Source organism: Synechococcus sp. R5-13, from assembly GCF_047462015.1.
Lineage (GTDB): Bacteria > Cyanobacteriota > Cyanobacteriia > Thermostichales > Thermostichaceae > Thermostichus.
Genome location: NZ_JANSIL010000082.1, coordinates 1 through 24,408 on the forward strand (window position 1 = coordinate 1; position 24,408 = coordinate 24,408).

The 24,408-nt window shown below is 59.9% G+C and carries 19 protein-coding genes; 7 read left to right on the top strand and 12 right to left on the bottom strand.

The features are described from left to right. Positions 1 to 61 precede the first annotated feature (61 nt). The 4 genes from NW840_RS06845 to NW840_RS06860 all read right to left on the bottom strand — a co-directional run bounded on the left by NW840_RS06845 (position 62) and on the right by NW840_RS06860 (position 2,765). Entirely contained in the window at positions 62 to 862 is an 801-nt protein-coding gene (locus tag NW840_RS06845; protein ID WP_414343276.1) for an HAD family hydrolase, read from the bottom strand. Between the two features lie 61 nt (positions 863 to 923). Further along, positions 924 to 1,193, bottom strand: coding sequence for a hypothetical protein (locus NW840_RS06850; RefSeq protein WP_414343277.1), 270 nt, complete (start codon positions 1,191 to 1,193; stop codon positions 924 to 926). 12 nt (positions 1,194 to 1,205) lie between these two features. Then, entirely contained in the window at positions 1,206 to 2,486 is a 1,281-nt protein-coding gene (gene fabF / locus NW840_RS06855; protein WP_414343278.1) for a beta-ketoacyl-ACP synthase II, read from the bottom strand. A 33-nt stretch (positions 2,487 to 2,519) separates the two neighbouring features. After that, positions 2,520 to 2,765, bottom strand: coding sequence for an acyl carrier protein (locus NW840_RS06860; RefSeq protein ID WP_414343279.1), 246 nt, complete (start codon positions 2,763 to 2,765; stop codon positions 2,520 to 2,522). Between the two features lie 231 nt (positions 2,766 to 2,996). On the opposite strand from NW840_RS06860, the gene rpsF reads away from it, so the two are divergent. The 4 genes from rpsF to NW840_RS06880 all read left to right on the top strand — a co-directional run bounded on the left by rpsF (position 2,997) and on the right by NW840_RS06880 (position 5,234). After that, the gene (gene rpsF / locus NW840_RS06865) at positions 2,997 to 3,287 is read left to right on the top strand and encodes a 30S ribosomal protein S6 (RefSeq protein ID WP_011433268.1); all 291 of its coding nucleotides are present in this window, start codon (positions 2,997 to 2,999) and stop codon (positions 3,285 to 3,287) included. A 73-nt stretch (positions 3,288 to 3,360) separates the two neighbouring features. Next, complete coding sequence (locus tag NW840_RS06870; RefSeq protein WP_414332102.1) at positions 3,361 to 3,759, top strand: single-stranded DNA-binding protein; 399 nt, start codon at positions 3,361 to 3,363, stop codon at positions 3,757 to 3,759. Between the two features lie 27 nt (positions 3,760 to 3,786). Continuing rightward, on the top strand, positions 3,787 to 4,491 hold the full coding sequence (locus tag NW840_RS06875; RefSeq protein ID WP_414343282.1) for a M14 family zinc carboxypeptidase: 705 nt from the start codon (positions 3,787 to 3,789) through the stop codon (positions 4,489 to 4,491). A 209-nt stretch (positions 4,492 to 4,700) separates the two neighbouring features. Then, positions 4,701 to 5,234 (top strand): universal stress protein, encoded by a 534-nt coding sequence (locus NW840_RS06880; protein WP_414343284.1) that lies wholly within the window; start codon positions 4,701 to 4,703, stop codon positions 5,232 to 5,234. 13 nt (positions 5,235 to 5,247) lie between these two features. Here NW840_RS06880 and NW840_RS06885 read toward each other — a convergent pair whose 3' ends face one another. The 5 genes from NW840_RS06885 to purM form a co-directional block, all read right to left on the bottom strand. Further along, positions 5,248 to 6,723, bottom strand: coding sequence for a DUF4340 domain-containing protein (locus tag NW840_RS06885; protein ID WP_414343285.1), 1,476 nt, complete (start codon positions 6,721 to 6,723; stop codon positions 5,248 to 5,250). An 18-nt stretch (positions 6,724 to 6,741) separates the two neighbouring features. Continuing rightward, a complete protein-coding gene (locus tag NW840_RS06890; RefSeq protein ID WP_414343286.1) occupies positions 6,742 to 8,304 on the bottom strand; it encodes a GldG family protein in 1,563 nt (520 codons plus the stop codon). A 47-nt stretch (positions 8,305 to 8,351) separates the two neighbouring features. Further along, positions 8,352 to 9,137, bottom strand: coding sequence for an ABC transporter permease (locus NW840_RS06895; protein ID WP_414343288.1), 786 nt, complete (start codon positions 9,135 to 9,137; stop codon positions 8,352 to 8,354). Then, positions 9,134 to 10,144, bottom strand: a complete 1,011-nt coding sequence (locus NW840_RS06900) for an ABC transporter ATP-binding protein (RefSeq protein ID WP_414343290.1) — start codon at positions 10,142 to 10,144, stop codon at positions 9,134 to 9,136. The genes NW840_RS06895 and NW840_RS06900 overlap by 4 nt, the downstream gene beginning before the upstream one ends. 215 nt (positions 10,145 to 10,359) lie before the next feature. Next, positions 10,360 to 11,424, bottom strand: coding sequence for a phosphoribosylformylglycinamidine cyclo-ligase (purM, locus tag NW840_RS06905; RefSeq protein ID WP_414343292.1), 1,065 nt, complete (start codon positions 11,422 to 11,424; stop codon positions 10,360 to 10,362). Between the two features lie 144 nt (positions 11,425 to 11,568). On the opposite strand from purM, the gene NW840_RS06910 reads away from it, so the two are divergent. Continuing rightward, positions 11,569 to 12,747: a septal ring lytic transglycosylase RlpA family protein gene (locus tag NW840_RS06910; RefSeq protein WP_414343294.1), complete on the top strand. Its 1,179-nt coding sequence runs from the start codon at positions 11,569 to 11,571 to the stop codon at positions 12,745 to 12,747. On the opposite strand, the gene NW840_RS06915 is transcribed toward NW840_RS06910, so the two are convergent. The 3 genes from NW840_RS06915 to NW840_RS06925 form a co-directional block, all read right to left on the bottom strand. Continuing rightward, positions 12,748 to 13,758 carry a response regulator gene (locus NW840_RS06915; RefSeq protein WP_414343296.1) on the bottom strand — a complete coding sequence of 337 codons (1,011 nt, stop codon included), beginning with the start codon at positions 13,756 to 13,758 and terminating at the stop codon, positions 12,748 to 12,750. It abuts the gene before it with no gap. Beyond that, a complete protein-coding gene (locus NW840_RS06920; protein WP_414343298.1) occupies positions 13,755 to 16,682 on the bottom strand; it encodes a PAS domain S-box protein in 2,928 nt (975 codons plus the stop codon). Before NW840_RS06920 ends, NW840_RS06915 begins: the two co-directional genes overlap by 4 nt. 299 nt (positions 16,683 to 16,981) lie before the next feature. Continuing rightward, the gene (locus NW840_RS06925) at positions 16,982 to 17,980 is read right to left on the bottom strand and encodes a ribose-phosphate pyrophosphokinase (RefSeq protein ID WP_011433256.1); all 999 of its coding nucleotides are present in this window, start codon (positions 17,978 to 17,980) and stop codon (positions 16,982 to 16,984) included. 119 nt (positions 17,981 to 18,099) lie between these two features. On the opposite strand from NW840_RS06925, the gene NW840_RS06930 reads away from it, so the two are divergent. Together NW840_RS06930 and NW840_RS06935 are read left to right on the top strand one after the other, a co-directional pair. After that, on the top strand, positions 18,100 to 19,623 hold the full coding sequence (locus tag NW840_RS06930; RefSeq protein WP_414343299.1) for an ABC transporter ATP-binding protein: 1,524 nt from the start codon (positions 18,100 to 18,102) through the stop codon (positions 19,621 to 19,623). A 132-nt stretch (positions 19,624 to 19,755) separates the two neighbouring features. Continuing rightward, positions 19,756 to 24,387 (top strand): NINE protein, encoded by a 4,632-nt coding sequence (locus tag NW840_RS06935; RefSeq protein WP_414343300.1) that lies wholly within the window; start codon positions 19,756 to 19,758, stop codon positions 24,385 to 24,387. Positions 24,388 to 24,408: the final 21 nt, after the last annotated feature.

The window sequence follows — 24,408 nt, forward strand, 5'->3', positions numbered from 1 at the left end:
AATCCGTACTGAACATATTATACATTATTTTCAGTATAGTTGAGCTTATTATTGACTAGAGTCATGCTCCCTGGGATCCCTTGAAGGAACCGGCCTCCGCTTCTGGGGTCGAAGGACGGTCTTGCCCGCCGGCAAACCAGTTCCGGATGCGATCCCATTCCACCTGATGGTAGCCGTCCACCGCCCAATTGGCCCGCCGCTGCAGCATGTGCAGAGGAAAGAAGGTAGCCAGCGCCAGGACTGGGATCCCTGCCGAACGGGCTGCCTGAATGCCAGAGTAGGTGGCTTCAATGCTCAAGCACGCCTGGGCAGGCAATTCCATCCGCTGCAAAAGCAGGCGGTGCAAGTGTCCTGGGGAAAGCATTGGGCCTGCATCATCCCCCGTCACTCGGTAGGATCCCCCATCGGTCAACCGCGTCAGGGCCGGGCAGCATGGCTGGAAGCGCTCTAGAAAAGCGGCCACCTCGGCTGCCGATTGGCCGCACAGCAGGCCGACCTTCAGTTGCAGCCGCTCCAGCGTCTCCAAAGTTTCCCTCAGGCCGGGAATGAGAGGCAGCTCCCTTTGCCCCTGCAAAGCCTGTCGGTAGTATAGGGCCTTGCGTTTCAGCAGCTCTTCCAGTTGTTTGGGGCTGAGCACCCGCCCCTGCTCCCCCCACAGAGCCGGCAGGCGCTCTCGATCCGGTCGGCCCAGGTATTGCAGCCGGTAAAGCTCCCGCTGCCCAGGGGATCCCGACTTCGGCCAGCACAGGTTCCAGGGGCGCAGGTTCTCTTCCACCAGCAGTTGGTTGATGGCCTGTAGGTGCAAGTTCTCGTCATCGGCCACCACTCCACTCCAGCTCAAGATCACCCCTTGCAGTCCCATAGGGGGGACATCACCCTCTGCTAACGACCGCAACCCAACTGCATCAAAGCAGATGGCTTGTCTATCCATTTTGGACGCGACGCTCGAACTCTTCCCGAGTGGCGTCCACCAATTGCACCGCCTCTGGATAGAGCTGAGGATGGTTTTGCTTCAGCCAACTGAGCACCCGCGCCAATTGAGCTGCACACAGATCCAAATCCGCTTGAAAAATAACCGCCGCTGCCATGTGCTGAGCATATTCGGGCGGGTGACCCTGCTGCGCCAGCTCCGCCGTCAAAGCGGCCAAGGCTTGTTGGCGAACTGAGGGCAGTGAACTTTCGGGAGAAGACATAGGCCAAGCCCTTCAAGCGGGAGAGTAGCGGCGCAAGGCCAGCGTGACGTTGTGCCCACCAAATCCAAAGGCATTCACCAAAGCGGCCTCGACAGCCATCTGTCGCCCCTTGTGGGGGACAAAATCCAGCCCTTCGCACTCGGGATCGGGGTTGTCCAAGTTGAGGGTGGGAGGAACCCAGCCGTGGTGGATGGCCAAAGCTGTGGCCACCGTGGCAATGCCGCCCGCTCCCCCCAACAGGTGGCCGGTCATGGACTTGGTGGCGCTGATGGCCAAACGGGGGGCATGCTCGCCAAAGACCGACTTGATGGCCTGGACCTCGGCGATATCCCCTACAGGGGTGCTGGTGGCATGGGCATTGATGTGTTGCACATCCCCAGGCTGAAGCCCGGCATCCTTGAGGGCCAGCCGCATCGCCCGGGCCGCTCCCTCGCCGCCGGGGGCAGGGTTGGTCATGTGGTGGGCATCGCAGGTGAGGCCATAGCCGACTATCTCCGCATAGATCTTGGCCCCGCGGGCGCGGGCGTGCTCCAACTCCTCCAGCACCAGGATCCCTGCTCCTTCCCCCATGACAAAGCCATCCCGATCCCGATCAAAGGGCCTACAGGCTTGCTCCGGGGTGTCGTTGCGGGTGGAAAGGGCCTTCATGGCACTGAACCCCGCCATGGACAAAGGGGTGACCGCCGCTTCCGTGCCACCTGTAATCGCCGCTTGCACCTCTCCCCTCTGGATGAGCCGAAAGGCATCGCCAATGGCGTTGGAGCCAGAGGCACAGGCCGTAACTGTGCAGGAATTGGGGCCTTTGGCGCCAAAATGAATGGCCAGGTGACCTGCAGCCATATTGGCGATCATCATGGGCACCATGAAGGGGCTACAGCGATCCGGCCCTTTCTGCAGATAGATGGTCTGCTGCTCTTCCAAGACGCGGATGCCGCCGATGCCGGTGCCCAAGATCACCCCCACTTGCTCGGCGTTGAGATCGGTGATGCGAAAGTCAGCGTCCTCCAAGGCTTGCCGGGTGGCCGCCATCGCCAGATGCACAAAGCGGTCGGTGCGCTTGACATCCTTGCGATCCAAATAGTCGAGGGGATCAAATCCCTTCACCTCTCCGGCAATACGGCAATCGTGGCGGGAGGCATCAAAATGGGTAATCGGCCCAATGCCGCAGCGCCCTGCCAGCAGGCTCTGCCAAAACTCGGCAGGAGAGTTGCCGATGGGGGTGACCGCGCCCAGCCCCGTAATCACAACGCGGCGGGTTGGCCTGAGAGCAGTGGCGGGATCCAGAGTAGCCATCGTCCGGTGTTAGCCCAGGGGTATGGAGGCAGATTAGGCAGCTTTCTTCGAGAGGATGTAGTTGACAGCGTCTTGCACGGTGGCGATCCTTTCTGCATCTTCATCGGGGATCTCCAGGTCGAATTCCTCTTCAAAAGCCATGACCAGCTCCACCGTATCAAGGCTGTCGGCCCCCAGGTCGTTCTGGAAATTGGCTTCTGGGGTCACTTTGTCATCTTCCACGCCCAGTTGATCGGACACGATCTTACGAACACGGCTATAAACTTCGTCTGCGCTCATGCTTGGAATCCCAACTCTCGATTCAGCGTGTCTTGGCCGGGCCAACCAGCGGCCAATGAAGCAATCCCTATTGTATCGGACAATGGATTCCCTCTTGTGAGCAGCCTCACCTGCATTGGCTGCTGCGGCCAGGGTATGGGAATTGGGCGGCAGCCTTTTCGGTTGTGGGAAAGAAAAGCTAGTATAGTCCACTGCGTCTCTACCACTGGATTCTAAGGAGAACTTGCTTCCATGCCCCGCGCTTACGAAACGATGCTGATTGTGCGTCCTGATCTGTCAGATGAACCCCTCGAACAACTGCTCAGCAGTCAGGAGGCAATCCTGCGAGAGAACGGAGTAACCCACGTGGAGATTACCAATAGGGGCAAGCGCCGCTTTGCCGGGTTTGAGATGAAAAAGTTCAAGGAGGGTCTGTACATCCAGTTCAACTACGAAGCCGAACCCAATGCGGTGGCTGCCTGGGAGAAAAACCTGCGCATCAACGAGAGTGTGCTGCGCCACATGACTCTCCGCGTCGGCTAGGTTTGACGGCATCCTGGCCTGCGGGCATGATGGAAGTGCCCTGAGCTGCCCCTTATCCCTGGATGGCTCCGTTATGAACTCGATTGTGTTGATGGGCGAGGTTCTGTCTGAGCCAGAGCTGCGCTACACCCCTGATAACTTAGCTGTTGCGTCCTTGGTGATCGGCTTTCCCAGCCTGCGCCCGGATGAGCCGCCCTATCGCGTGCGCGTTTCCTCTTTTGGAGAACTGGCCAAAAGGGTGGTGGACACCTGCCATGTGGGCGACCAAATCACAGTGGAAGGCCAACTGCACATGAATGTGGTGGAGCGAGATGGGCGCAAGGAAAAGCTGGCCGAGATCACCGCGCGCCGTGTCCATCAGCTGGGATCCGCTCGCGTTCTCTCCCTGACGGGGATGGGTGAACCGGCGATTGTGGAATCCTCTGAGGGGGATGTGGTTTCCCCACCGGAGCCGGACGATCTCCCGTTCTAACGGTTGCGAGACTTGCCGGGATCCCCCATGTCTCAGGAACTTGCTGCGGGTGAACCTTTGAGATCCCTGCGGGTCATCGGCTACTCGGTGCAGGGGCGTCCCATTCACCTTTGGCAGCTCACCCAAGGGATCCGCTCCTTGCTGCTGATCGGCGGAGTACACGGGGACGAGGTGGAGGGCTATGCCCTGATCGAGCGCTATGTGGCTTCTGGGAAATGGGGATCCCTGGCCGGGAAGGCGACCTTGTGGGCGATCCCTCGCTTGAACCCGGATGGCTGTGCCCTGGGGCAACGTCTCAATGCCAACGGTGTGGATCTCAACCGCAATCTGCCCACCCAAGATTGGATCCCGGCCTCTCTGGAAGCTGGTTATCCGCCCGGATCGGCCCCAGGCTCCGAGCCCGAAACGCAAGTGTTGTTGACGAGTTTGGCCCGGATTCAGCCCCAGTTTATCCTTTCTGCCCACTCCTGCCAGGCGCACCCCTGCGTGAACTACAACGGCCCTGCCCTTGAGCTGGCCCAGGTGATGGCTGCTCGCAACGGCTTGCCCGTCGCCGCCGACATTGGCTACCCTACCCCTGGTTCTCTGGGCACTTGGGCAGGGCAGGAACGGCGGATCCCAACCCTAACGCTGGAAATCCTGCGGGGCACTCCCCTCGATCAAGTCTGGCAAGAGCAGGCCGAGGCGCTGCAGGCGGTGTTGGAGTGGGCAGCCCAAGGCGATGCCTTCTGACCGGTGTCAAGATCTCTGAACTTTCGTTGCCAATCTGCCTAGTTCGTTCAAGATATCTGGGGTTTTCTCACCCAAATCTTCTACAACACAGATAGGTGGGGCAGAGCAGAGGGGAGCTTGGAGTTGAGGGAAAAGGGGTCAGAGGTCAACCCCGAAGTCACGCTGCTTCTGCCTTGTGCCCCGCTGTTAGCCATCTGGAGGAAGCCAATATGTTCAGCAGGATTTTGGTGGCAGTGGATCGGTCGGAGCTGAGCCAGGGAGTATTTCAAAAGGCCGTCCAAGTGGCCAAGGCCATGCAGGCCCAGATGATGATTCTCCATGTTCTGTCTCAGGAAGAGCCGGGCGCCCCAGAGCCGCCGATGATCCTGGGGGTAGATTACAGCTCCACCATCAGCGCCGAGCTGTGGCAGTCCTACCGGGAGCAATGTGCCATCTTCGAGCAAAACCAGATGGACTACCTGCGCTCGCTGGTGGAGAAAGCGGCTGAGCACGGGATCCGCGCTGAGTACACCCTCAACTACGGCAACCCCGGTCGGGTCATCTGCGATCTGGCCCGCTCTTGGGATGCGGACTTGGTGGTGGTGGGCCGCCGCGGCCACTCCGGCCTGAGCGAGCTGTTTCTGGGCAGCGTCAGCAACTACGTGCTCCACCGCGCCCCCTGCTCGGTGTTGACGATACAAGGGGAAGCCCTGAAAAAAGCAACCCAAACCGCGGAGGAGAAGACAGCTACCTCTGCTGGCTAAGGCTCTAGGAACTCTAGGGCGAGGGAGTGGGATCTGGTCGCGTGAGTGGGGCAGAGTCCTTGCTCTCCGGCTGGCCCTCCAAGAGGCGATTCACTTCGGTTTCCAGGCTGTTGAAGGTGCTCAGCTCGATCACGGCAATGTCCGGCTGGCGGCTGCTTTGCACGTAGGCCCGCAAGCCAGAGGCGGCCAAGGTCAGGGTTAAGGGATCCTGCTCGGCGTCAGGCTTGGGCTCAAAGGTCAGCCGTAGGTCGGGCTCAGACAACACCCTTTGGGCTTCCGCGTCGGCCTGTTCCACAAACTCCTTGGCGCGGGCAGCATTCAGGCTGGAGAACAGAGAGCTGAGATCCACAGGCTGGCCCGGTCGCTCCGGGTTTTCCCAGCGCAGCTCCAAGGATCCCTTCTCTGAAGGCCGAGGGGTGAGGGTGACCTTTTCCCCTTGGGATTCTAAGGTGACTTGGCCCACTTGGTTGGCGTTGAGGCGGGCAATGCGGTGATCCCGCAGCTCTTCCAAGTCGGAGCGGAGAATATCGGCGGTGCTGGTGAGCAGGGTGGCCACTGCCGGGTGCTCAGAGGTGATGACGTACACCTGGCCATCTTTCTCCGATCCCAAAGCGACCTTCAGGGTTTTGCCGCCCTCCAGCTCCACCGTCAGGCGGGCGGAAGGCTGCTCCAGGCCATAGGGGGCGAGCTCGTCTTTGGTCTCGGCGGGGAACTCCACGGCTTGCAGGCGAGACAAAGTATTGAGCAGACGATCGACGTTGAGGTCATCGGCAGGCAGCTCGCGGGGCTGGACAATCTGCCAAGTAAAGTGCTCCGCACCGCTGGCGCGAACGTCTTGCCGCTGCAGGCGAACAACTTCCGGCTCCGCCTCTGCCAACTGCACTTGCAGGGCTTTCACCTCGGCTGTATCAAACCGAAGCAAGGTTTTGTCCCGCAAAGCCAAGAGAGAGGGCAACAGGGATCCCTTCTGGGCACTGCTTAGAAGCACCACCTGTCCCCCTTCGGGCTGGGCGTAGAAGCCGGAGCCATCGAAGTTGTCGTTGCCGATGGCTAGGCGGTAGGGATCCCCTTCTTTGGGGAAAAGGGCAATTTGGTGTCGCGGCTGATCCAGGCCAAAAGCGGCTAGGTCGGTGGCCCCCTCTAGGGTGATTTGGGGAGTGAGGCGGGAGAAGGTGTTGAGCAACTGCTCAATGGGGAAGTCCAGCGCCGCCGACTGGATGGGACCGACGATCCGCCAGTGGGATCCCTCTTCTTCTGGATTGCGCTCCAAAAGGATTTCCAAGTACTCCGCACCGCTGCCGCGAACAGGTTCCCCCTCTTTCTGTTGGCGGATTTCAATGCGGGCGATGGTGTCGGTGGCAAAGTGGAACAGCCGCGCTCGCTCCGCCTGTTGCTCCTGACGCAGTTGCCGGATGTTGTCCAAGAGGAAGTAGCCCAGCAAACAGGCCACCGCCAAACCCAGGAGAATCCAGGTGGTTCGCTTGAACATGCCTGCTTTCCTCCAGCTCTACCGTCTTTGCCACCACAGGGCAGCTCCGGAACCCAGGGCCGCCAAGGGCAAAAGGACCGTCGATCCCAGCACCAGCCAGCGGAAGTTTTGACCGGTCAGGGTGAGACGGCGATCCGTGATGGATTTGGGGCGGATGGAGATCTGCTCCGTTTGCTCAGTCAGCCAGTTGAGAGTGTTCAAGAAGAGATCCCGGTTGCCCTGCTGCCGCAAGTTGCCGTTGAGGGCAAAGTTGACATTGCCGATCACCACTAGGCGGGCCTCCTGCCGGGATCCCGAGCCCTGTTCTGGGTCGGCGTCCAAACGGCGTGTTAAAGCAACACCCAAGGTGAGGGGGCCGGGCTTGTCCTGCTCCGGATCGAATTGCAAGGGGCCACGTTCCAGCTCAGGACTGGTCTCCCCCCAACTTTGCGGGCCGGTGCGCAGCAAGGGCGTGGCTTGGATCCCTTCCCGAGCTTGGGTTTCTACCGAACGAGCTAAGGGAAAGAGGGTCATCAGCCGCTGGGCGGCCAAGGGGGCGGTAATGGGGTGATCCCCGTAGTCAGTAACCAAAGCTACGGCTGGCCCTGTCCCCAGAAGCTGGCTGATGCTGCTCGCCTCCAGGATGATGTCATCCCCCAAGACCACGCCCCACTCTTCCAGCAAGGGATCCAGGCCGGCATCCACCCGTGGCCCAATCAACAACAGCAGCCGTCCTCCCTCGGCCAGGTAATCCTGCAGTTTCTCCACCTCGCCGGGGAACAAAGCCCGCTGTGGCCCCGCCAGCACCAGGACATTCGCATCCTCTGGGATCCCCGATTGCACCAAGTTGAGGGGCTCTACCCGATAGCCTTCCTGACCCAGGGCTGCCGCCGCCTGGGCCAGAGTTGGAGTACCTTCCCTCGCTTCCAGCCCCACTTCCCCGTGCCCTTGCACGAAATAGGCCAGCAACTCCCCTCGGTTGACCACTTTGGACAGGACGGGGGTCAGTTTGCTCTCCAGATCAGGGGCAGGGGGCTGAGGCAGTTGTTGCCGGCTTTCTCCGGCCTCCACCACCAGGGTGTTGTTCTGGGTCACCTGCAGCCGCTGAATGGTCAGGGGATCCCGGTTGGGATCCACAAACTCAAACTGGAAGCGGTTGGGGTTGAGGCGGCGATAGCGCTCCAGTTGTTCCCGCAGATTGGGATCCGGCGCAGTGGTGACCACCCAAACTTTGACCGGCTGCACCAATCCCTGCACCAATTGCCGGGTTTGGGGCGACAGGGTAAACAGGCCCTCCTCGGTGAGATCCAGCCGCAGGTCGTAGCGCACCGCCACCACATTCACCAGCACCAGAATGACGGCCATCGCCGCCACCGCCACCAGGATGTTGGCGTTGGTCTGGGTGGAACGCAAACCGAGGAAGACCCCCACCTCCTGCCGGTGGGTGATGCCCCAAGCCACCAGCAGGGCCAAACCTGTTGCCAGCATGCTCAGGGGCACAGCCGTCCAACCGGTAAAGGCGGATCCCACCACCAGGCCGATGGCGATGACGCCAATGCCCAGGATCCCTGTCCAGTCCAATAACGCGCGCCAGTCCTTCATAATGCTCCGCACCGCTGCCGCAAACACCACACTCCTCCCATCTGACCCTAGCTCTGTTGCCAGCGCAGGCTTTCCACCGATTGCACCGTGGCAAACAGCCCCAGGACGATGATGCTCAAGAAAAGAATGAGGCTGCTGCTGCTGAGGATCCCTTGCACCCAGTTGCTATATTGCTGCAGCAAAGACACATGCCGCAGCGTTGCAGCAATCCAGTTTTCCTCCTGGCCGGCTGCCGCGTCGATCACCCAGAGCAACAAAATCAAGCCAAAGGTGGCCACTGCTGCGATGAGGGTGCTGTCTGTCAGAGAAGAGATAAACAACCCCAAGGCCATAACGCTACCCGCCAGCAGGGTTAGGCCCACATAACCCATCAGGGTCAGGCGGTAGTCCACTGCCGGGTTGGCGCTGCTCAGCACCAGCACATGGTAGACCAGCGGCGGCAGCAGCAGCGTGATGAAAAACACCCAGACCGCCAACCATTTGCCCAGGGCCACCTCCAAGTTGGTGATGGGAGAAGTAGCCAGCAGCTCCATCGTGCCTCGCCGCCGCTCCTCGGCATAGGAACTCATGGTGAAGATGGGCAATAAGAAGAGAGAAAGAGTGCCCAAGAGGTTGAGAAACTGCTGCGACAGGATGGTGGCGGCGTCAAAAGGGTTCTCCTGGCCGAACTGGGCGAAAAGATCCACCTGCTGAGAAAAGCTGATCACCCGCACCAGAATATTAAAGAAGAAAAACCCCGCCAGTCCCCAAAACACCGCGGCCACCACATAGGCAATGGGGGAGGTGAAGTAGCCGCGCAGCTCTTTGCGAAAAATGGCAACCACTCCGTTCATGCCGCTTCCTCCAATGCGCCCTCAGATCCCTCTTGCGTAGTGAGCTGCAGGAAAATCTCTTCCAAAGAAGCCTGCGGGCGGCCTATCTCGTAGAGGTCGATCCCTGCCTGCACCAGCACCCTGGCCACCTCCGGGATCCAGCCGTCCGCGGCAGCGTTGCTCTTGAGCTGCACCTGCCAGCGGGAGGGATCCGCCGCCAAGGGCTGTAGGCTCACCACCTCCACTTGGGGCAAAGGCTGCAGGGCCGTCCGGATGGCCATTGCCTCGGTTGCCCCCACCACCAGCTTTGCCTGCTGCCGATCCTGGAGCTGGGCTGTCAGCTCGGCAGGCGTGCCAATGGCCGCCACCTGGCCGCGGTTGATGATCACCACTCGGTCGCAGGTCATGCTCACCTCGGGCAGGATGTGGGTGGAGAGGATGATGGTGTGCTCCCCCGCCAGGCTCTTGATGAGCTTGCGCACCTCGATAATCTGCTTGGGATCCAGCCCAATGGTGGGCTCATCCAGGATGATCACCGGCGGGTCGTGAACCAGAGCTTGGGCGATGCCCACCCGCTGCTTAAACCCCTTGGAGAGCTTGCGGATGAGGGTGTGGCGCTTTTCTTCCAGGCTGCACCGCCGGATCGCCTCGTCCACCCGCCTGGGCCGATCGCCAGCGCTGACCCGCTTGATCTGGGCCACAAAGTGCAGGTACGCCTCCACCGTCATGTCGGGGTAGAGGGGTGGGTTTTCCGGCAGATAGCCAATGCGCTGCCGCACCGCCATCGAGTTTTCGTGAACATCAAACCCGGCCACCCGCGCCGTCCCCTCGCTGGCAGGCAGATACCCCGCCAAAATGCGCATGGATGTGGTCTTGCCGGCTCCGTTCGGCCCCAAAAAACCCATGATCTCGCCGGCGTTCACCTGGAAGGAAACATCGCGGATGGCAGTGAAGCTGCCGTAGGTTTTGCTCAGATGCTCAACTTCGATGGCACCCGCGGTTGCACGAGCAGTGGGTAAACCTGTCATCAGCAACTCCTAACCTAGAGGGTCAGCAGCGATTAGCAAACGGTCCAAGGCCGAGTTACCCCTATTCCCAAAGAGGACAAATGTCGGGAAGCAGGCTCGGGCAAGAAGGCGGGCAACAGCGCTGAGGCCACATGCCAACTTAGCATAGCGACGGCGAGGATGAGTCGAGGGAACTGGGATCCCTTTCCCCCTTTTGGTGGGGATCCATCGGTTGGCTAGTCGGCAGGGCTTGTGAGGGATCCCCACTGTTCCAGCCCCAGAACCCGGCTCTCCCCTGGATTGGCTGCCACCACCTCCCCAATGGGGAAGGCTTCGGGGAGCAGGGATCTCACCTGATTTTCCGCCTCAGGGGGGATCACCAGCACATAGCCCACCCCCAGGTTGAAGGTGCGGAACATCTCCAAGGTCTCCACCTGGCCCTGCTCTTGGAGCCAGAGAAACTCCTGTGGGATGGGCCAGCTATGGGGCTGCAGCCGCGCCGCCTGGTTGGGGGCCAAACAGCGGGGCAAGTTTTCCGGGATCCCGCCGCCGGTGATGTGGGCCATGCCGTGGATGGCGATCCCTGCTGCCTGCAGCCGCTGCACCGCCTGCACGTAGATGCGGGTGGGGGTGAGGAATACTTCCGCCAAAGGCCGATCCCAGCCGGGAGGCCGGTGATCCCAGCGCCAACCCCGGTCGGCCACAATCCGCCGCACCAAGCTGTAGCCGTTGCTGTGTAGGCCGCTGCTGGGCAAAGCCAACAACCGATCCCCAAGCTGTACCCGCGACCCATCCAGAATGGCCGTTTTTTCCACAATTCCGACACAAAACCCGGCCAGGTCGTATTTCCCAGGGGGATAGAACCCCGGCATCTCCGCCGTTTCCCCGCCCAGCAGTTGGCAGCCCGCTTCCTGGCAGCCCGCCAAGATGCCATCGATCACCTGCCACAGGGCTTCTGGCTCCAGCTTGCCAGTGGCCACATAGTCCAAGAAAAACAGCGGCCGGGCCCCCACCGTCAGCACATCGTTGGCACACATCGCCACCAGATCGACGCCCACCCCCTGGTGCTGACCCCACTGCTGGGCAATGTCCAGCTTTGTCCCCACCCCATCGGTGCCCGCCACCAACACCGGCGCTTGATACCCTGTCGGCAGCTCAAACAGGCCGGCAAAGCCGCCGATGCCACCCAAGGTTTCTGAAGAACCTGAAGACGGAACTTGAATCCGTTCAACGCGCTCGCGGATCCCCCTGACAAAGGCCTGGCCCAGATCGATGTCAACCCCTGCTGAGCGGTAGTCCAAGATGCCGAAACCCCTTATGCTATCGAGACTTGGGCTTTTGTGCCCGACTGTGCAAACTGGTCAACTCAGAAACCTATGGTACATTAGCTTCTGTTTTAACCGTCGCACTGGAAGTTGTACGAGATTGGAGAGGAGCGCGGCCTCATGCGAAATTGGAAACAGCTTGGACAGGGACTGGATCCCGCCCGCAAAATGGGCTTGGTCAGTTGTCTCTGTGTCACGGCTTTGGGCTTGCCGGCAGGCATGTTGGGCAGCTTCGCCCCGCGAGCACAAGCCTCAACGCGAACCGGATCCCTGAGCACCCGAGCAGCGGAGCTGTCATCTGACTCCCAATTGCCCTCCCCGGCCACCGACCTCGTTCCCCCTTCCCAACCCGCCACTGCTGCCGCAGCCCCAGTCAGAACGCTGCCGAGAACCCCCCAAACCCCTATCTCCGGCCACGAGGGTCTTGCCCCTGCCAAACTGGGTACCCTGAACTTGGATCATCCCTTGAACCGATCTCGCCAGGCGATCCTGCCCCGTCGAGCAGAAGAACCCATTCTCAAGATCGGCGAACAACAGCAGCACACCAACCAGCCCATCTCCACCCTCTACGACTATCAGATGGACGGGCAACAGGTGGTTACTGTCTATGTGCGGGATCTGCCCATTGTCAGTTTTGTCGAGCACCCTGGGCTGGAGCCACCGCTCATGCGGGCCAGCGCCCTTGTGGCCCAGCTCAACCAAATGGCCCAGGGATCCCTGAAAGACACCACCATCACCCTAGGTTGGGCAGGTTTGGAATTGGCCGAACAAGGCTTGGGTGTTCCTCTCTACACCATTCAGGTCAACAACAAGGAATTGCTGCGCATCGACGATGGAGTGCTGTTGATCGACAACCAGCGCCCGGTGGATGTGGCTGTTTTGGCTGCCAATCGTCTGCGCCGTCTGCTGCTCGATGCCCCGCCCATTGCAGCTCCGGCCCTGCCCCAGCCGGCTGCTCTGACCGCCAAAGCCACCATGGCAGGCCCCAAGTCGAAAACAGCCCCTCAGCAGGAACCCACCCCCGTCCGTGTGGTTGGGCCTGTGCAAGAGGGCATTGCTTCTTGGTATGACCTGCACCCAACCCGCCATGAGATGACGGCTGCCCACCCCACCCTGCCCTTTGGCACCGAGGTACGGGTGACCAACCTGAAAAATGGCCGCCAGGCCGTGGTGCGCATCAACGATCGCGGCCCTTTTATTCCCGGTCGGATCATCGACCTTTCCCTGCGGGCGGCAGAGGTGTTGGGGATGGTGCGCTCAGGGCTGGCGCCTGTGCGGGTGGAAGTGGTGCAACGCTAGCTAGGGCACGGGTGAAAAGCGCTTGGAATCGGGGGAATAGCGCCAAGAAATGCCCTCGGGATCCCGGCTGCGGCTCCACTCTGGAAACCCGGTTTTGAATTTCCAGTAGGTAATGGCGGAAACCACCACCCCCAACCGTTCCGCCAACTGAGTCTGGTTAAGGGGGCGCAGCGGTGCCCGTGGCGCCGTAACGGCGGTGGGGCTGGGTGCGGGGGCAGAGCCTGCCGACTCCTGGGAGGGCGTGGTTGCAGGGGTGGGTGCTTCCTCCTCCAACCGGTGACTACGGCTGGGCTCCTGGGGACGCAGCAGGCTGAACTGGCTCAACAGGCCAACATTTTCCAGGTTTAAAAGATTTTCCAGGTTAGAGGTTTGGTGGATCAGCTCCAGCTCACGGCGAAATTCATCCTCCAGCACCTGCAGGTAGTGTTCCCGCTTCTGCTCCGACTCGGCATCTTTGAGCAGACCCAAGGCAAAGCTGAGGTTCGAGAGGGGCTCGCTCAGATCCTGCAAGAATTTCTTGAACAGAGTGCCCTTCACGTCCGTGAACTGCTGCAACTGCTGCAGTTTTTGCCGCAGCTCCTCGATTCTTTTCTCTTCCAGCTTGCGGTTCTCAAGGCTCTGGCGGTGGTTGTGCAGGGCAATTTCAATGGTGGTGTAGAGTTCCCGCTCTTTGAAAGGCTTGATGATGTAGCCGAAGGGCCGGGTCTCCTTGACGCGGGAGAGGGTGTCTTCGTCGGCGTAGGCCGTCAGATGCACCACCGGAATGTTGAAGCGCTCGGTGATCCGCTTGGCGGCTTCTATGCCATCGATATCGCCTTTTAGGACGATATCCATCAAGACCAAGTCCACCGGCATCTCTTCCAGCCTTCGGATCGCTTCTTCCCCGGAAGAAGCAATGGCGGGCACAGCGTAGCCAAATTTTTTCAGAACGTTGGCAATGTCCTTGGCGATGATCTTCTCGTCCTCGACGACCAGAATACTGCCTTTGACAAGGGGTGGAACTCTCTTCAAGGCTCGCTCCTCGGAAAGGTAATGATGAAGGTGGTACCCGGTTTGCTCCTCAATTGTATCTTGCCCTGTAGCTGATCGGTGAGGGTTGCAACCAGTTGTAAACCCAGAGATTGAGTTTCCTTGAAGTCAAAGTTCGGGGGCAAGCCAACGCCATTGTCGGAGACTCGCAACTGAGTATATTTGCGGGTTTGGCTGAAATGAATCTCTATCTCCCCGCTGCGGCCCTTCGGGAAGGCATACTTGAGGCTGTTGGTCACCAACTCGTTGATGATCAGGCCACACAAGACCGCATCGTCCAGGTTGAGGCGGATCCCTTCGGCGCGGATGTTGGCGCGAATGCTCTCGGGGTTTACCCCGTAAGAGTGAAAGAGGTTGGAGATCAAATTGTGTAGGTACTGCTTGAGATCCACAGCGGCCAGATTGTTGGATTGGTACAAACCTTCGTGGATCAAAGACATGGCTTGAATACGGCTGCCGGCATCCTTAAAAACGCGGGCGTACTTGCGGCTTTTGATTTGGTCAGCTTGGAGCCGCAGCAGGCTGGAGATGATTTGCAGGTTGTTTTTGACGCGGTGGTGAATCTCCCGCAGCAGGACTTCTTTTTCCTGAAGGGCAGCTTGGATCTGCAGCTTTGCCCGTTTTTCTTCGGTAATGTCTTCGCAAATGCCGATGATGAAGAGGTTTTTGCCCTCGGGATCCCGGACTGCAGAGACTGCCAGGCGGCACCAAACCACCTTTCCGCTGCGGTGGATGTAGCGTTTTTCCAGGTGGTAGCGATCCCGTTGGCCGTTCAAAACCTCCTGGAAGAGTTGCCAATCTTCCTGAATGTCCTCGGGATGGGTGAGGTCGCAGAAGCTCATGTGGGTCAGTTCGGCAGCGCTATAGCCCAAGATCTCTTCCAGAGCGGGGTTCACTTTTAGGTAATGGCCCCGATGATCGACGATGGAAATGCCCAGGGCTGACTGCTGGAAGATGCCCCGTAAACTCAGCTCACTTTGGCGAAGGGCTGCCTCGGCTTGCTTGCGCTCGGTAATGTCCAAAATCTGGCTTAGAAAGTAGCTGGGATCCCCTTGGGCCGTGCGCACCAGGGTGATGCGAAGAATGGCATAGACTATTTGGCCGTTCTTGTGGATGTAGCGTTGTTCCTGTTCGCACTGATGCACCTGGCCGGCCAGCAGGCGGTTGCTGTTTTCCAGAGTGGTGGCGATGTCGTCGGGATGGGTGATGTCGAGGACGGTTTTCCCTTTGAGATCCTCCAGGGTGTAGCCCAGGGTTTCGGTAAAAGCGGCGTTGATTTGCAAATAGGTGCCATCCACGTGGGTCATGGCCTTGGCAATGGGGGCCCATTCAAAGGATTGGCGGAAGCGTTCTTCACTTTCTTTGAGGGCAATTTCTGCCTCCACACGGGCGCTGATGTCGATCACCTGGTTGAGAAACTGGGTGGGCTGTCCTTCCTCGTCGGTGAGCAGGGTGGCCTGAAACAGCACATGAACAACCTGGCCGGAACGGTGGGTGTAGCGAATCTGGCGCTGGCTGACAGAGACCTTCCCCGCCAGCAAAGCCTCATTGGCCCCCAGCAGTGGGTTGACATCTTCGGGGTGGAGAATGTCCAGTTGTTGCCGATGTTTCAATTCTTCGGGGGTGTAGCCGACAATCTGGGCAAAGGCATCGTTGACCTGGATAAATCGCCCCTGCAAGTCCACAAGGGCAATTCCATTGGGGGCCAGCTCAAAAATCTGCCGAAAATGGTTGGCGCTTTGTTGCCAGGCTTGCTCTATACGACGCCGTTCGGCTTCCAGTTGCTTAGACTCAGTGATGTCTTCGACGATCCCTGCCACCCGATAGATTTTGCCCTCTTTGTCGGCGATGGGAAAGGTGCGTTCTCGCAGCCAAATCAGGCGGCCATCAGTGTGATAAATGCGGAAGACAACATCGGTGGATTTGCCCTCCGATTGGGCTTTGAGGATGGTGGGGAACAACCAGCGGTCGTCGGGGTGGATCTGGCGCATCCAGGCTTGGGGGTTGGCGTAGGCCTCTTCGGCGGAGCGGCCCCAAATGGCTTCACAGGCTGGGCTGACGTAGATCAGCTCTTTGCTGTAGACCGTTGTAATCCAAAACAGTTGTTGCGTATTCTCTACCAGTTGCAGAAAACGATGCTCGCTCTCTCGGCGGGCTTCTTCCAATTGTTGTTGTCGTTCTTTCAGTTGACGGGATGCTGTGATGTCGGTAACAAATCCTTCAAAATAGAGGGGATCCCCTTGGTCGTTGTAGATGGTACGGGCATTTAAAGAAATCCAAATTAGCCTGCCATCTTTGCAGCAGACTTGGTGTTCAAAATTCACAACTTGACCTTCTCTCAGCATGCGCTGGATGAATTCGGCTCGTTGCTCCGGATCGCTATAGATTTGGGTGCCAATATCGGAGACGTTGTGCATCAAATCCTCAGGGGATTCGTAGCCGAAAATATGGGCCAAGGCCGGGTTGGCAACCAGATATTTGCCCTCTAGGGTGGTTTGAAAAATGCCTTCGACGGCGTTCTCGAAGATCTGCTGGTAGCGGGCAGCAGTGCTGCGGCTGTCCTGCAGTTGGGATTGGAGCTGCTCGAGGGTTTGCCGATGCTCCTGGGCTTGGAGAAGAATGTGCTTCAGGCTGAGGGCAACGAGGTCAATCTGTTCCCGTTCAAAGGAACTCAGTTGGCGAGGATGGCAGTCAAGCAGGTGCAGATCGGCCAACCGGATCCCCTGCTCAGTCTGCAAGAGGAAGGATTCATGAAAAGGCCATTGCTCAGCCCCAGGACTGGCATTGAGGTTGAAGGGTTCGCCGGCTGGGATCCCTTGCGGATCCCGGTAGAGGATCCCTTTTGAAGGCGAGTGGGGATCGGATCCCGGCTGGGCCAGTTCTAGATAGACCAAAGGTACTTTCAACAGTTGACCCAGTAATTGCAACAGCGGGTACAGCGCTGTACCCAGTTCGGTTTGAAGGGACTGCCCTTCCCTGGGAGCAGTCCGCGGGAAAGCAAAACCGTGCACAACGGATCTTGGCGAGCGAGAAATGGGAGGTGACATGGGAAAACCTGGCCGAGGAGCTGGCTCAACCCAGTCCATCACGACAGATCGGGGGTGCCTGGTTGGGCTGATCTCCACAGGGAAAAGGAGCAGGCGCGCCCATTCTGCACCCACTCTACTCTAGCGATACTCTGGAGAAACTTACTTTGAAACTTACTTTAGTGAAACATGCTGCTGACGGAGCTATCTTCATGGATGCGCCAGATCGCTTCCCCCAGCACATTGGCTACCGAGAGAACGGTTAACTCGGGAAAGTGCTGCTCTGGAGGGATAGGGATGGTGTTGGTGACGATCACCTCTTCAAATAGACCACCCCGCAGGCGTTGAATGGCCGGCTCAGAAAAAACAGGATGAATGGCGCAGGCATAAACCGCTTTGGCTCCCAGCTTGCGCAGCAATTTTGCCCCTTCCGAGATGGTGCCTGCGGTATCGATCATGTCATCCACAAGGATGGCAGTTTTCCCCCGCACATCCCCAATGAGATTCATGACTTCCACATCGTTGTGGGCTTGACGGCGCTTGTCGATGATTGCCAGAGGGGCTTCCTTGAGCTTTTTGGCAAAGGCACGGGCACGGGCCACACCCCCCACATCGGGAGAGACGACCACAATGTCTTCGTCGAGCAAGCCCTTTTCCTTGAGGTAAGCCTGTAATACCGGCTGGGCGTAGACATGGTCGAGGGGAATGTCGAAGTAGCCTTGAATCTGAGCCGAGTGCAGATCCATGGCCAGCACGCGATGGGCCCCTGCCTGGGTGATCATGTTGGCCACCAGCTTGGCAGTGATCGCTTCTCGTCCTGCCGTTTTGCGGTCGGCACGAGCGTAGCCGTAGTAAGGCAAGACGGCGGTGATCTGCCGGGCAGAGGCACGGCGACAGGCGTCAATAATGACCAGCAGTTCCATTAGGTGGTCGTTGACGGGGCGGCAGGTGGGCTGCACCAAGTAGACATCGGCACCCCGGATCGACTCCTGAATTTGGATGTACAGCTCGCCATCGGCAAAGCGCTTGCGCAACATCGGGCCAAGATCCATGCCCAAGTAACGCGCCACCTCTTGAGCCAGAGCCGGGTTAGCGCTGCCTGAGAAGATTTTGAGGCGGTTGCTATCCGAGATGGGTGGCAGGGGGGAAGGGCGGAGAAGAGGGGCAGGGCGAACCACAGATCGATGCTGAACTCGTCCGCAGCCAACGCCTAACGGCGAGCTGCCGCTATCGTAGCACCAGCACTTGCAACCTCAGCAACTGTATTCTTGGGGATTTTCTGGGGAGGCAGGTTACTATGAGCAGAATGAAGGTCGAGCTGCTGCACATCCACAAGCGTTTTGGGGCGGTACAGGCGAACCGCGATGTGTCCTTACGGGTGGAGGCGGGCACGATCCACGGCCTGCTTGGGGAAAACGGGGCCGGCAAAAGTACCTTAGTTAAGATCCTGAGCGGCTTTCTGCGCTGCGATCAGGGGGAGATTTGGATTGATGGGCGACCGGTTCGCATCAACAGCCCTGCAGCGGCCATTCGTCTGGGCATTGGCATGTTGCACCAGGATCCCTTGGATTTTCCTTCTCTGACGGTACTAGAAAACTTTATTGCCGGGCAACGAGGGCGCTTGGGCTTGGGGCTGCGGGAAAGCCGAAGACGTCTCGAGAAAGCCTGTGAAGAGTTTGGTTTCAATCTCAACCCCGATGGAGCCATCGGCAGTTTGACGGTGGGGGAACGGCAACAACTGGAAATGCTGCGGTTGCTTTCCCTGGGGATCAACACCTTGATTTTGGATGAGCCAACGACGGGCATTTCTGCAGCGCAAAAAGATCTTCTGTTCGCGGCTCTGAGAAGGTTGGCGGAGCAGGGCAAATCGGTGATCTTCGTCTCCCACAAGCTGGCCGATGTGGAGTGCCTTTGCGATCGGGTGACGGTGATGCGGCAGGGGGAGGTGGTGGGGGAGCTGCCTGTTAGAGGTGAGGACATTGCCCTGCTGGAACAGCGGTTGATCGATTGGATGTTCGGGCGGGAGTTGGCACCCCCGGCTCGGCCCCATTCTCCGCAAAGGAGGGCGGATCCCCTGTTGGAGTTGCGCTCCCTGGTGGTGCGGCATGAGCCGTTTGCCTTGGCTTTGCCAGATCTGGCGGTGCAGCCGGGGGAAGTGATTGGGTTGGCCGGTTTGGAAGGCAGTGGGCAACGCTCTTTCCTGCTCACCTGTGCAGGGTTGTTGCCGCCCAGGCGTGGCCGGATTCTGTTGGGGGGGCAGGAGATGACAGGCCGTCCTTACGGCGACTACCTGCGCTGTGGGGTGGGGTTTTCTCCGGCGGATCGGCTGCGGGAAGGGCTGATCCCCGGCCTAACGTTGCAGGAGCATTTTGCCCTCCAGCAGCAGGATCCCTGGATCAACTGGGCTCTGGCCCGTCAACAGGCCCAAGCGGCCATCGAACACTTCAGCATTCGCGGTCACCCCTACAGCCGGGTGGAGCAACTCTCGGGGGGCAACCAACAGCGCAGTCAGTTGGCTCTCTTGCCCACACCCCTGAGTCTTTTGCTGATGGAGCACCCAACGCGAGGGTTGGACATTGAGTCGGCGCTGTGGGTCTGGGGGCAATTGCTGGAACGCACCCAAGCGGGTACGGCTATTCTTTTTGCCTCGGCGGATTTGGACGAGATCCTGCAGTACAGCGACCGAGTGATGGTGTTCAGCGGCGGACAGGTCTCGGAGCCCATTCCGGCGGCGGAGCTCACCGTTTCGCGGCTGGGGCAGATGATGACACTCCCCGTCACCAACAGCAGCGAGATTCCAGGGATCCCAACTGAGGTTTAGAGGGCTGGTCGCATCAGCAGGAACTGACACTCTGCCGGAGCAGGAGAAGGATTTGAGAACGGCATGGCAACCGGACAGAGCAAGGCTTAGAGTAGCAGTGGCCCCAAGCCTTTTTGCTCAAGGAGTCCGGCCATGGGATCCCAGGATCGCGCTCCGCCCTCAGGAACAGAGGAGCCGCAATCTGACCGTTCGCGCTCCTCGGACGACGTCCTTTTGCAGCTCACCGTTCGGGGATCCCGGCAGCAGGTGTTGCGAGGTTTGCGAGCTTGGCTGGAGCTGGGCTTACTGACCCCAGAGCACTTTCGCTTGCTGGTGGAGCAGTATCGGCTAGAGGGGGAGGAACCAAGGTCAGCGGCAGTTTCCCCCAGCGACGAGATCCCGGCTCGTCTTGGCTCGGCCTACGTGCTCTGGATTTTGGGTTTGTTTGGCATCTGTGGCCTGCACCGTTTTTATCTGGGCCGCTGGCGGACGGGTTTGCTCTGGCTGTTGACCTTTGGGCTGCTGGGGATCGGTCAGCTCCTGGATTTGATTTGGATCCCGGGGATGGTGCGAGAAAGAAATGCTCGCCTGGCCGGATCTGGGGTTGAGGAACCTGCGGTCGAGGGGGGAGAAGAGCCCCAAGCTGCCCCTCAATCCACTCGCGCTACTCGGACGGAGTCCTTGCCCCCCCCTACCCCGGCGCTGGCTGTTTTGCTGCGGAACTTGCTGTCAGAGCTGAGCGTGGCTTGGCTGTTGCTGCTGGGCCTGTTTTTGGTGGTGGTGTCCTCGGGGGTGCTGGCGGCCAGCCACTGGGAGCAATTTTCTCCAACTGCTCAGTATGGGGTGCTCTTGGCCTATACGGCGGCTTTTGGGGTAGGTGCTGGATGGATCCAACGGCAGGAAGGGCTGCGTCTAACCGGTCAAACCTTGGAGGCTATTGCCCTGCTGCTGGTGCCGGTGAACGTGTGGGCCCTGGATGGGCTGGGGATCCTTTGGGGGATCCGCATCCTGGCGCTGGGCTTGCTGCTGGGGATCCCGTTGACGGCTGAGGGTCGGGTGCGCTCGCTGGGTTCAGGTGCCGGCTTTCGCGACAGCGGTGTGGAGCCCAATGCCTTTTCCAATGCCTTTTACGGAACCTTGGTGAACTTTTTGGTCCTCTCTGGCTTGCACGCTTTCTGGAGCTTGGGGCCGCAGGAGCTTCGCCCTGCTTTTGTCCTGGGGATCCTGTATCTGGGGATCCTCAGCACCGTGATTTACACCTGGAGCCGCCGGTCTCAGGAATTACGGGGCTCCAAGATCTGGCTAATCGGGGCTGCCGGATCCCTGTTAATCCTACGGGGGCTGCTGTCTGGGCATGTCCAAGTGTCGCAGTTGGGGTTGGCGGTGGCCCTGTTGGGTTGGCTGGCAGCGGAATGGCCCCAGGGATCCCCGGACGTCGTAGCAGAAGGCGCTCAGGAGGGGACGCTCTCCCGCTGGTGGGAGGGGAGCTGGGTGCTGTTGGTGGTGGGCTGGCTGCTGGCTGCCATTGGCTTGGCGGAGAGCCCTTTCAGCGGCTGGCAGTTGCTGGGGATTAGCCTGCTGGGGATCCATGTCTTAATCGGGCGCTTGCGCCGACACACCCAGTCGCCCCAGCGGGACGAAGTCCTTAGGGTGCATTTGACGTTGCTGTTCTTGCTGGGCCTGGAAACTTGCTGGGCTTTTTGGCAGGTGTGGCCAGCAAGCTGGCGGCAAGAGGTTGTAGCTACAGTAACCAACTGGTTTCAGCCCCTTGATTCCCCTTGGGGCTTGCTGGGGTTGGCGCTGCTGCCCTACGAGGTGCTGTGGCTGGGGTTGGCGGCCCGCTGGCAGAGGAGCACTCCAGAAGCCGGCGAGACAGGCTTTTCTAGGCTGGTAGAACCAACAGAGCGCTTGGTTTTGGGGCTAGGGGGATCCCTGCTGCTCTTGAGCCTTCCCTATCCGGCCATTCGCTTTTGGCACTTGCTTTTGAGCGCCGGGATCCTGGCCTGGTGGCTACAACAAAAGTCCAGATCAGGAGAAACTCCCAACTTTCTTTGGGTACTCCTGACCCACGCCTACGGAGTGGGGGCACTGCTAGCCGGGATCCGCTGGCTTTTGCCCGACTTGTTCGCGCCAGCGGTGCGGAGCACTAGCTTGTCCAGTTGGGGAGTGGTTCTGCTGCTGGTGGGCCTATTGCAATGGGCAGGGCGGGTAGCTCTGGGTGGGTCAGAGCGCTTTTGGGGATTGCCCGTGGGGCTGTGGCAGCGAAGTGCAGATGGCATAGGGCTGGTGCTGGTGGGATCCAGCTACTTGGCGTTTTTGCTGCAACGGTTCCTTGATTCGTCTGCGACTGGTGAACAATCCATGGGCTGGCTGTGGCTGCTGGTGCCTCTTGCTTTAACGGCAGCTCAGGTATTGGCCCTGCCCCCCCTGGAGTTCATGCCCCGCTGGCTGCAGAGCCCAGAGCAAGGGGGATTGGGATCCCTTTCCTGGCAGCAGGGGATCCCAGTGCGGGGATCCCTGCGTCTTTGGGCCGTGCTCTCGCTGGTGATGGTGCAGTTGCTCACCTTGGGCAGGCCGGGCCCGGATCTGCTCGGGCTAGGGCTGGGGTTGCTGCTGCTAGCTACCCAGGTGTGGCTATGGGCTTGTCCCTTGCCAAGTTCCCCTACTCCTGGAGCAGAGGGGGAAGCCCTGCTGGCGGTGGCCTTCGGCTCAGGGTTCGGCCTGGTGGGGATCAGCCGGCTCTTGCCGACACTTACGGAAGCGGAATGGCTGCTGGTCTTGGCAGCGCTGCTGTTGCTCTTGAGCGGCTGTCGCTACGGCATCCGGCACCTCTCTTCTCGCCTGCAAGCTGCTTACCGGCCAGCCCTGGATGGCTGGGGTATACCCTTGGGGTTGGTGCTCTTGCTCTCCCTAACGTTGCCCACCGCGGCGGCCCTCTTCACCCCTTCCTCGCCCCCTGCTTTCTCGGCAGCCATACCGCTGGCCTCTGGGGTTACCTGGCTGGCCATTGGTCTCCGACTTTGGGTAGAGGTTGCTCCGGTCTTCTCTGCTCCCATTGCCGAGACGGGATCCTCTCCGACCCTCCCCCCTAGCGCTAGCGGGACGGAGTCCTCTCCGACAGGGGATGCCCCTGAAATTGCCCAAGCCCTTTCATCTGGCCAGATCAAGGGTCAGATGGATGGGTTGTTGTACGGGCTGGGCTGGGCTTTGGAGCTACTGGCGGCAAGCGGCGTGTTGTGGGCTGTGCAGGGATCCCGTCCTGTTGCCCCTCTGCTTGCCGTCATCAATCTGAGCCTGGGGATCCTCTTTTGGATTGGGCCGGAAAAACTCTTGCTTGAGGGGGCCGCTCGCGCTGGCGGGACAAAGTCTTTGGGGGGGCAGCTCCTGCAACAGGTCAGGGCCCTGAGCTTCTGGCGGACGGGGCCTTTGATCTATGCAGGGTTGGGCTGGCTGGGATCCCATGCCCAGTGGAGTGAGGTAACGGGCTTGGGCAGCTTAGGTCTCTCCATCGTGTTGCTGGGCCTGGGGCGTCGACAGGCGGTCCAACGGGCGCAAGAGCAAGGCCGGGAAGACCTCCGTCCTGCCAACTGGAAAGGGCTCCTGGGCGCTTGGGGCGTGTCTGTGGCCGCCTACGAGAGCTGGGTTTACTTCCTCAGCCAGCGAACTGGGGGATCCCTGGCAAATGGGTTGGTGTTGATCGCTCTGTTAGGGCTGAGCTTGGCCTGGGGCTACGGCTTTTGTCCCCCTTGGCTGGCGGCGACCCTGCAGCTTAAAAGAGCTGGGTTGCGCTGGATGGCCTTGGCCAACTGGGCTCTGGCCAGCCTTGTCCTCTGGTCTGCCCTTTTCGATCCTCGCCTCAGCCGTTGGGGACAGCTCCTCTGGGTGCTGACGGGATCCGGCCTGGTGGCCTATGCCGCCGGACAGGCGAGAACCTCAACTCTAGAATCTCCAACAGAGCAAAATTGGGTGCCAACGGTCTGGGGTTACCTCAGTGCATGGCAAGGAGCTGGGGTTCTGCTGGGCGGTGTGTTCCTGGGGCTGCCGCAGCTATCCATAGCGCGATGGGCCGGATCCCTGCTCTGTGGGCTGGGGCTGGTTTACCATGGCTTGCCCTGGCGACGGTGGGGCTGGCCGGCGGCTCCTTGGCAGAATACAGCCCTGGTGCTGCCCCTGGCCGCTTTTCTGGTAACCGCGGGAGGAAATAACACCCTTAATCTGCTGCTGGGGGCAACCTACTATGCCCTGCTGGCTATCTGGAGATCCCAAGTGCGCCTGGGCTATGTCAGCCTGTTCTTGAGCAACTGGATCCTGTGGAGTTACGGCTGGCATCAGGATTGGGCTTCCCTGACGTTCTATGCCCTGCCCCTGGTGGGATCCCTGCTCTATGTGGCCCAGGTGGATCCGGGATTACAGGAAACCAACGGACGGCGGGGGCGGCATTGGCTGCGGCTGGTTTCCTTGGGCACATGGCTGCTGGTGGTGCTGGTGGAAACTCACGGGCAACGGTGGACGGGCTTTTGGCCGGTAGGGTTGGGTTTGGCCTTGGGTCTGCTGGGCTTGGCCTTGCGGGTAAGAGCCTATCTCTTCGTGGGCACGCTGGCCTTTGGGCTGGGGATCCTGCGGCAGGGATGGCTGTTGGTAACAACTGATGCGCTGCTGCTCTGGGCCACTGGGATCCTGCTGGGCCTGCTTCTGATTTGGACGGCAGCCAATCTTGAAGGGCGTCGAGAAGAGGTGGGATCCCGCCTCTCCGCTTGGCTAGGGCAACTGCAGAGCTGGGAATAGCTCCCCCCGTGGGAGAGGGGT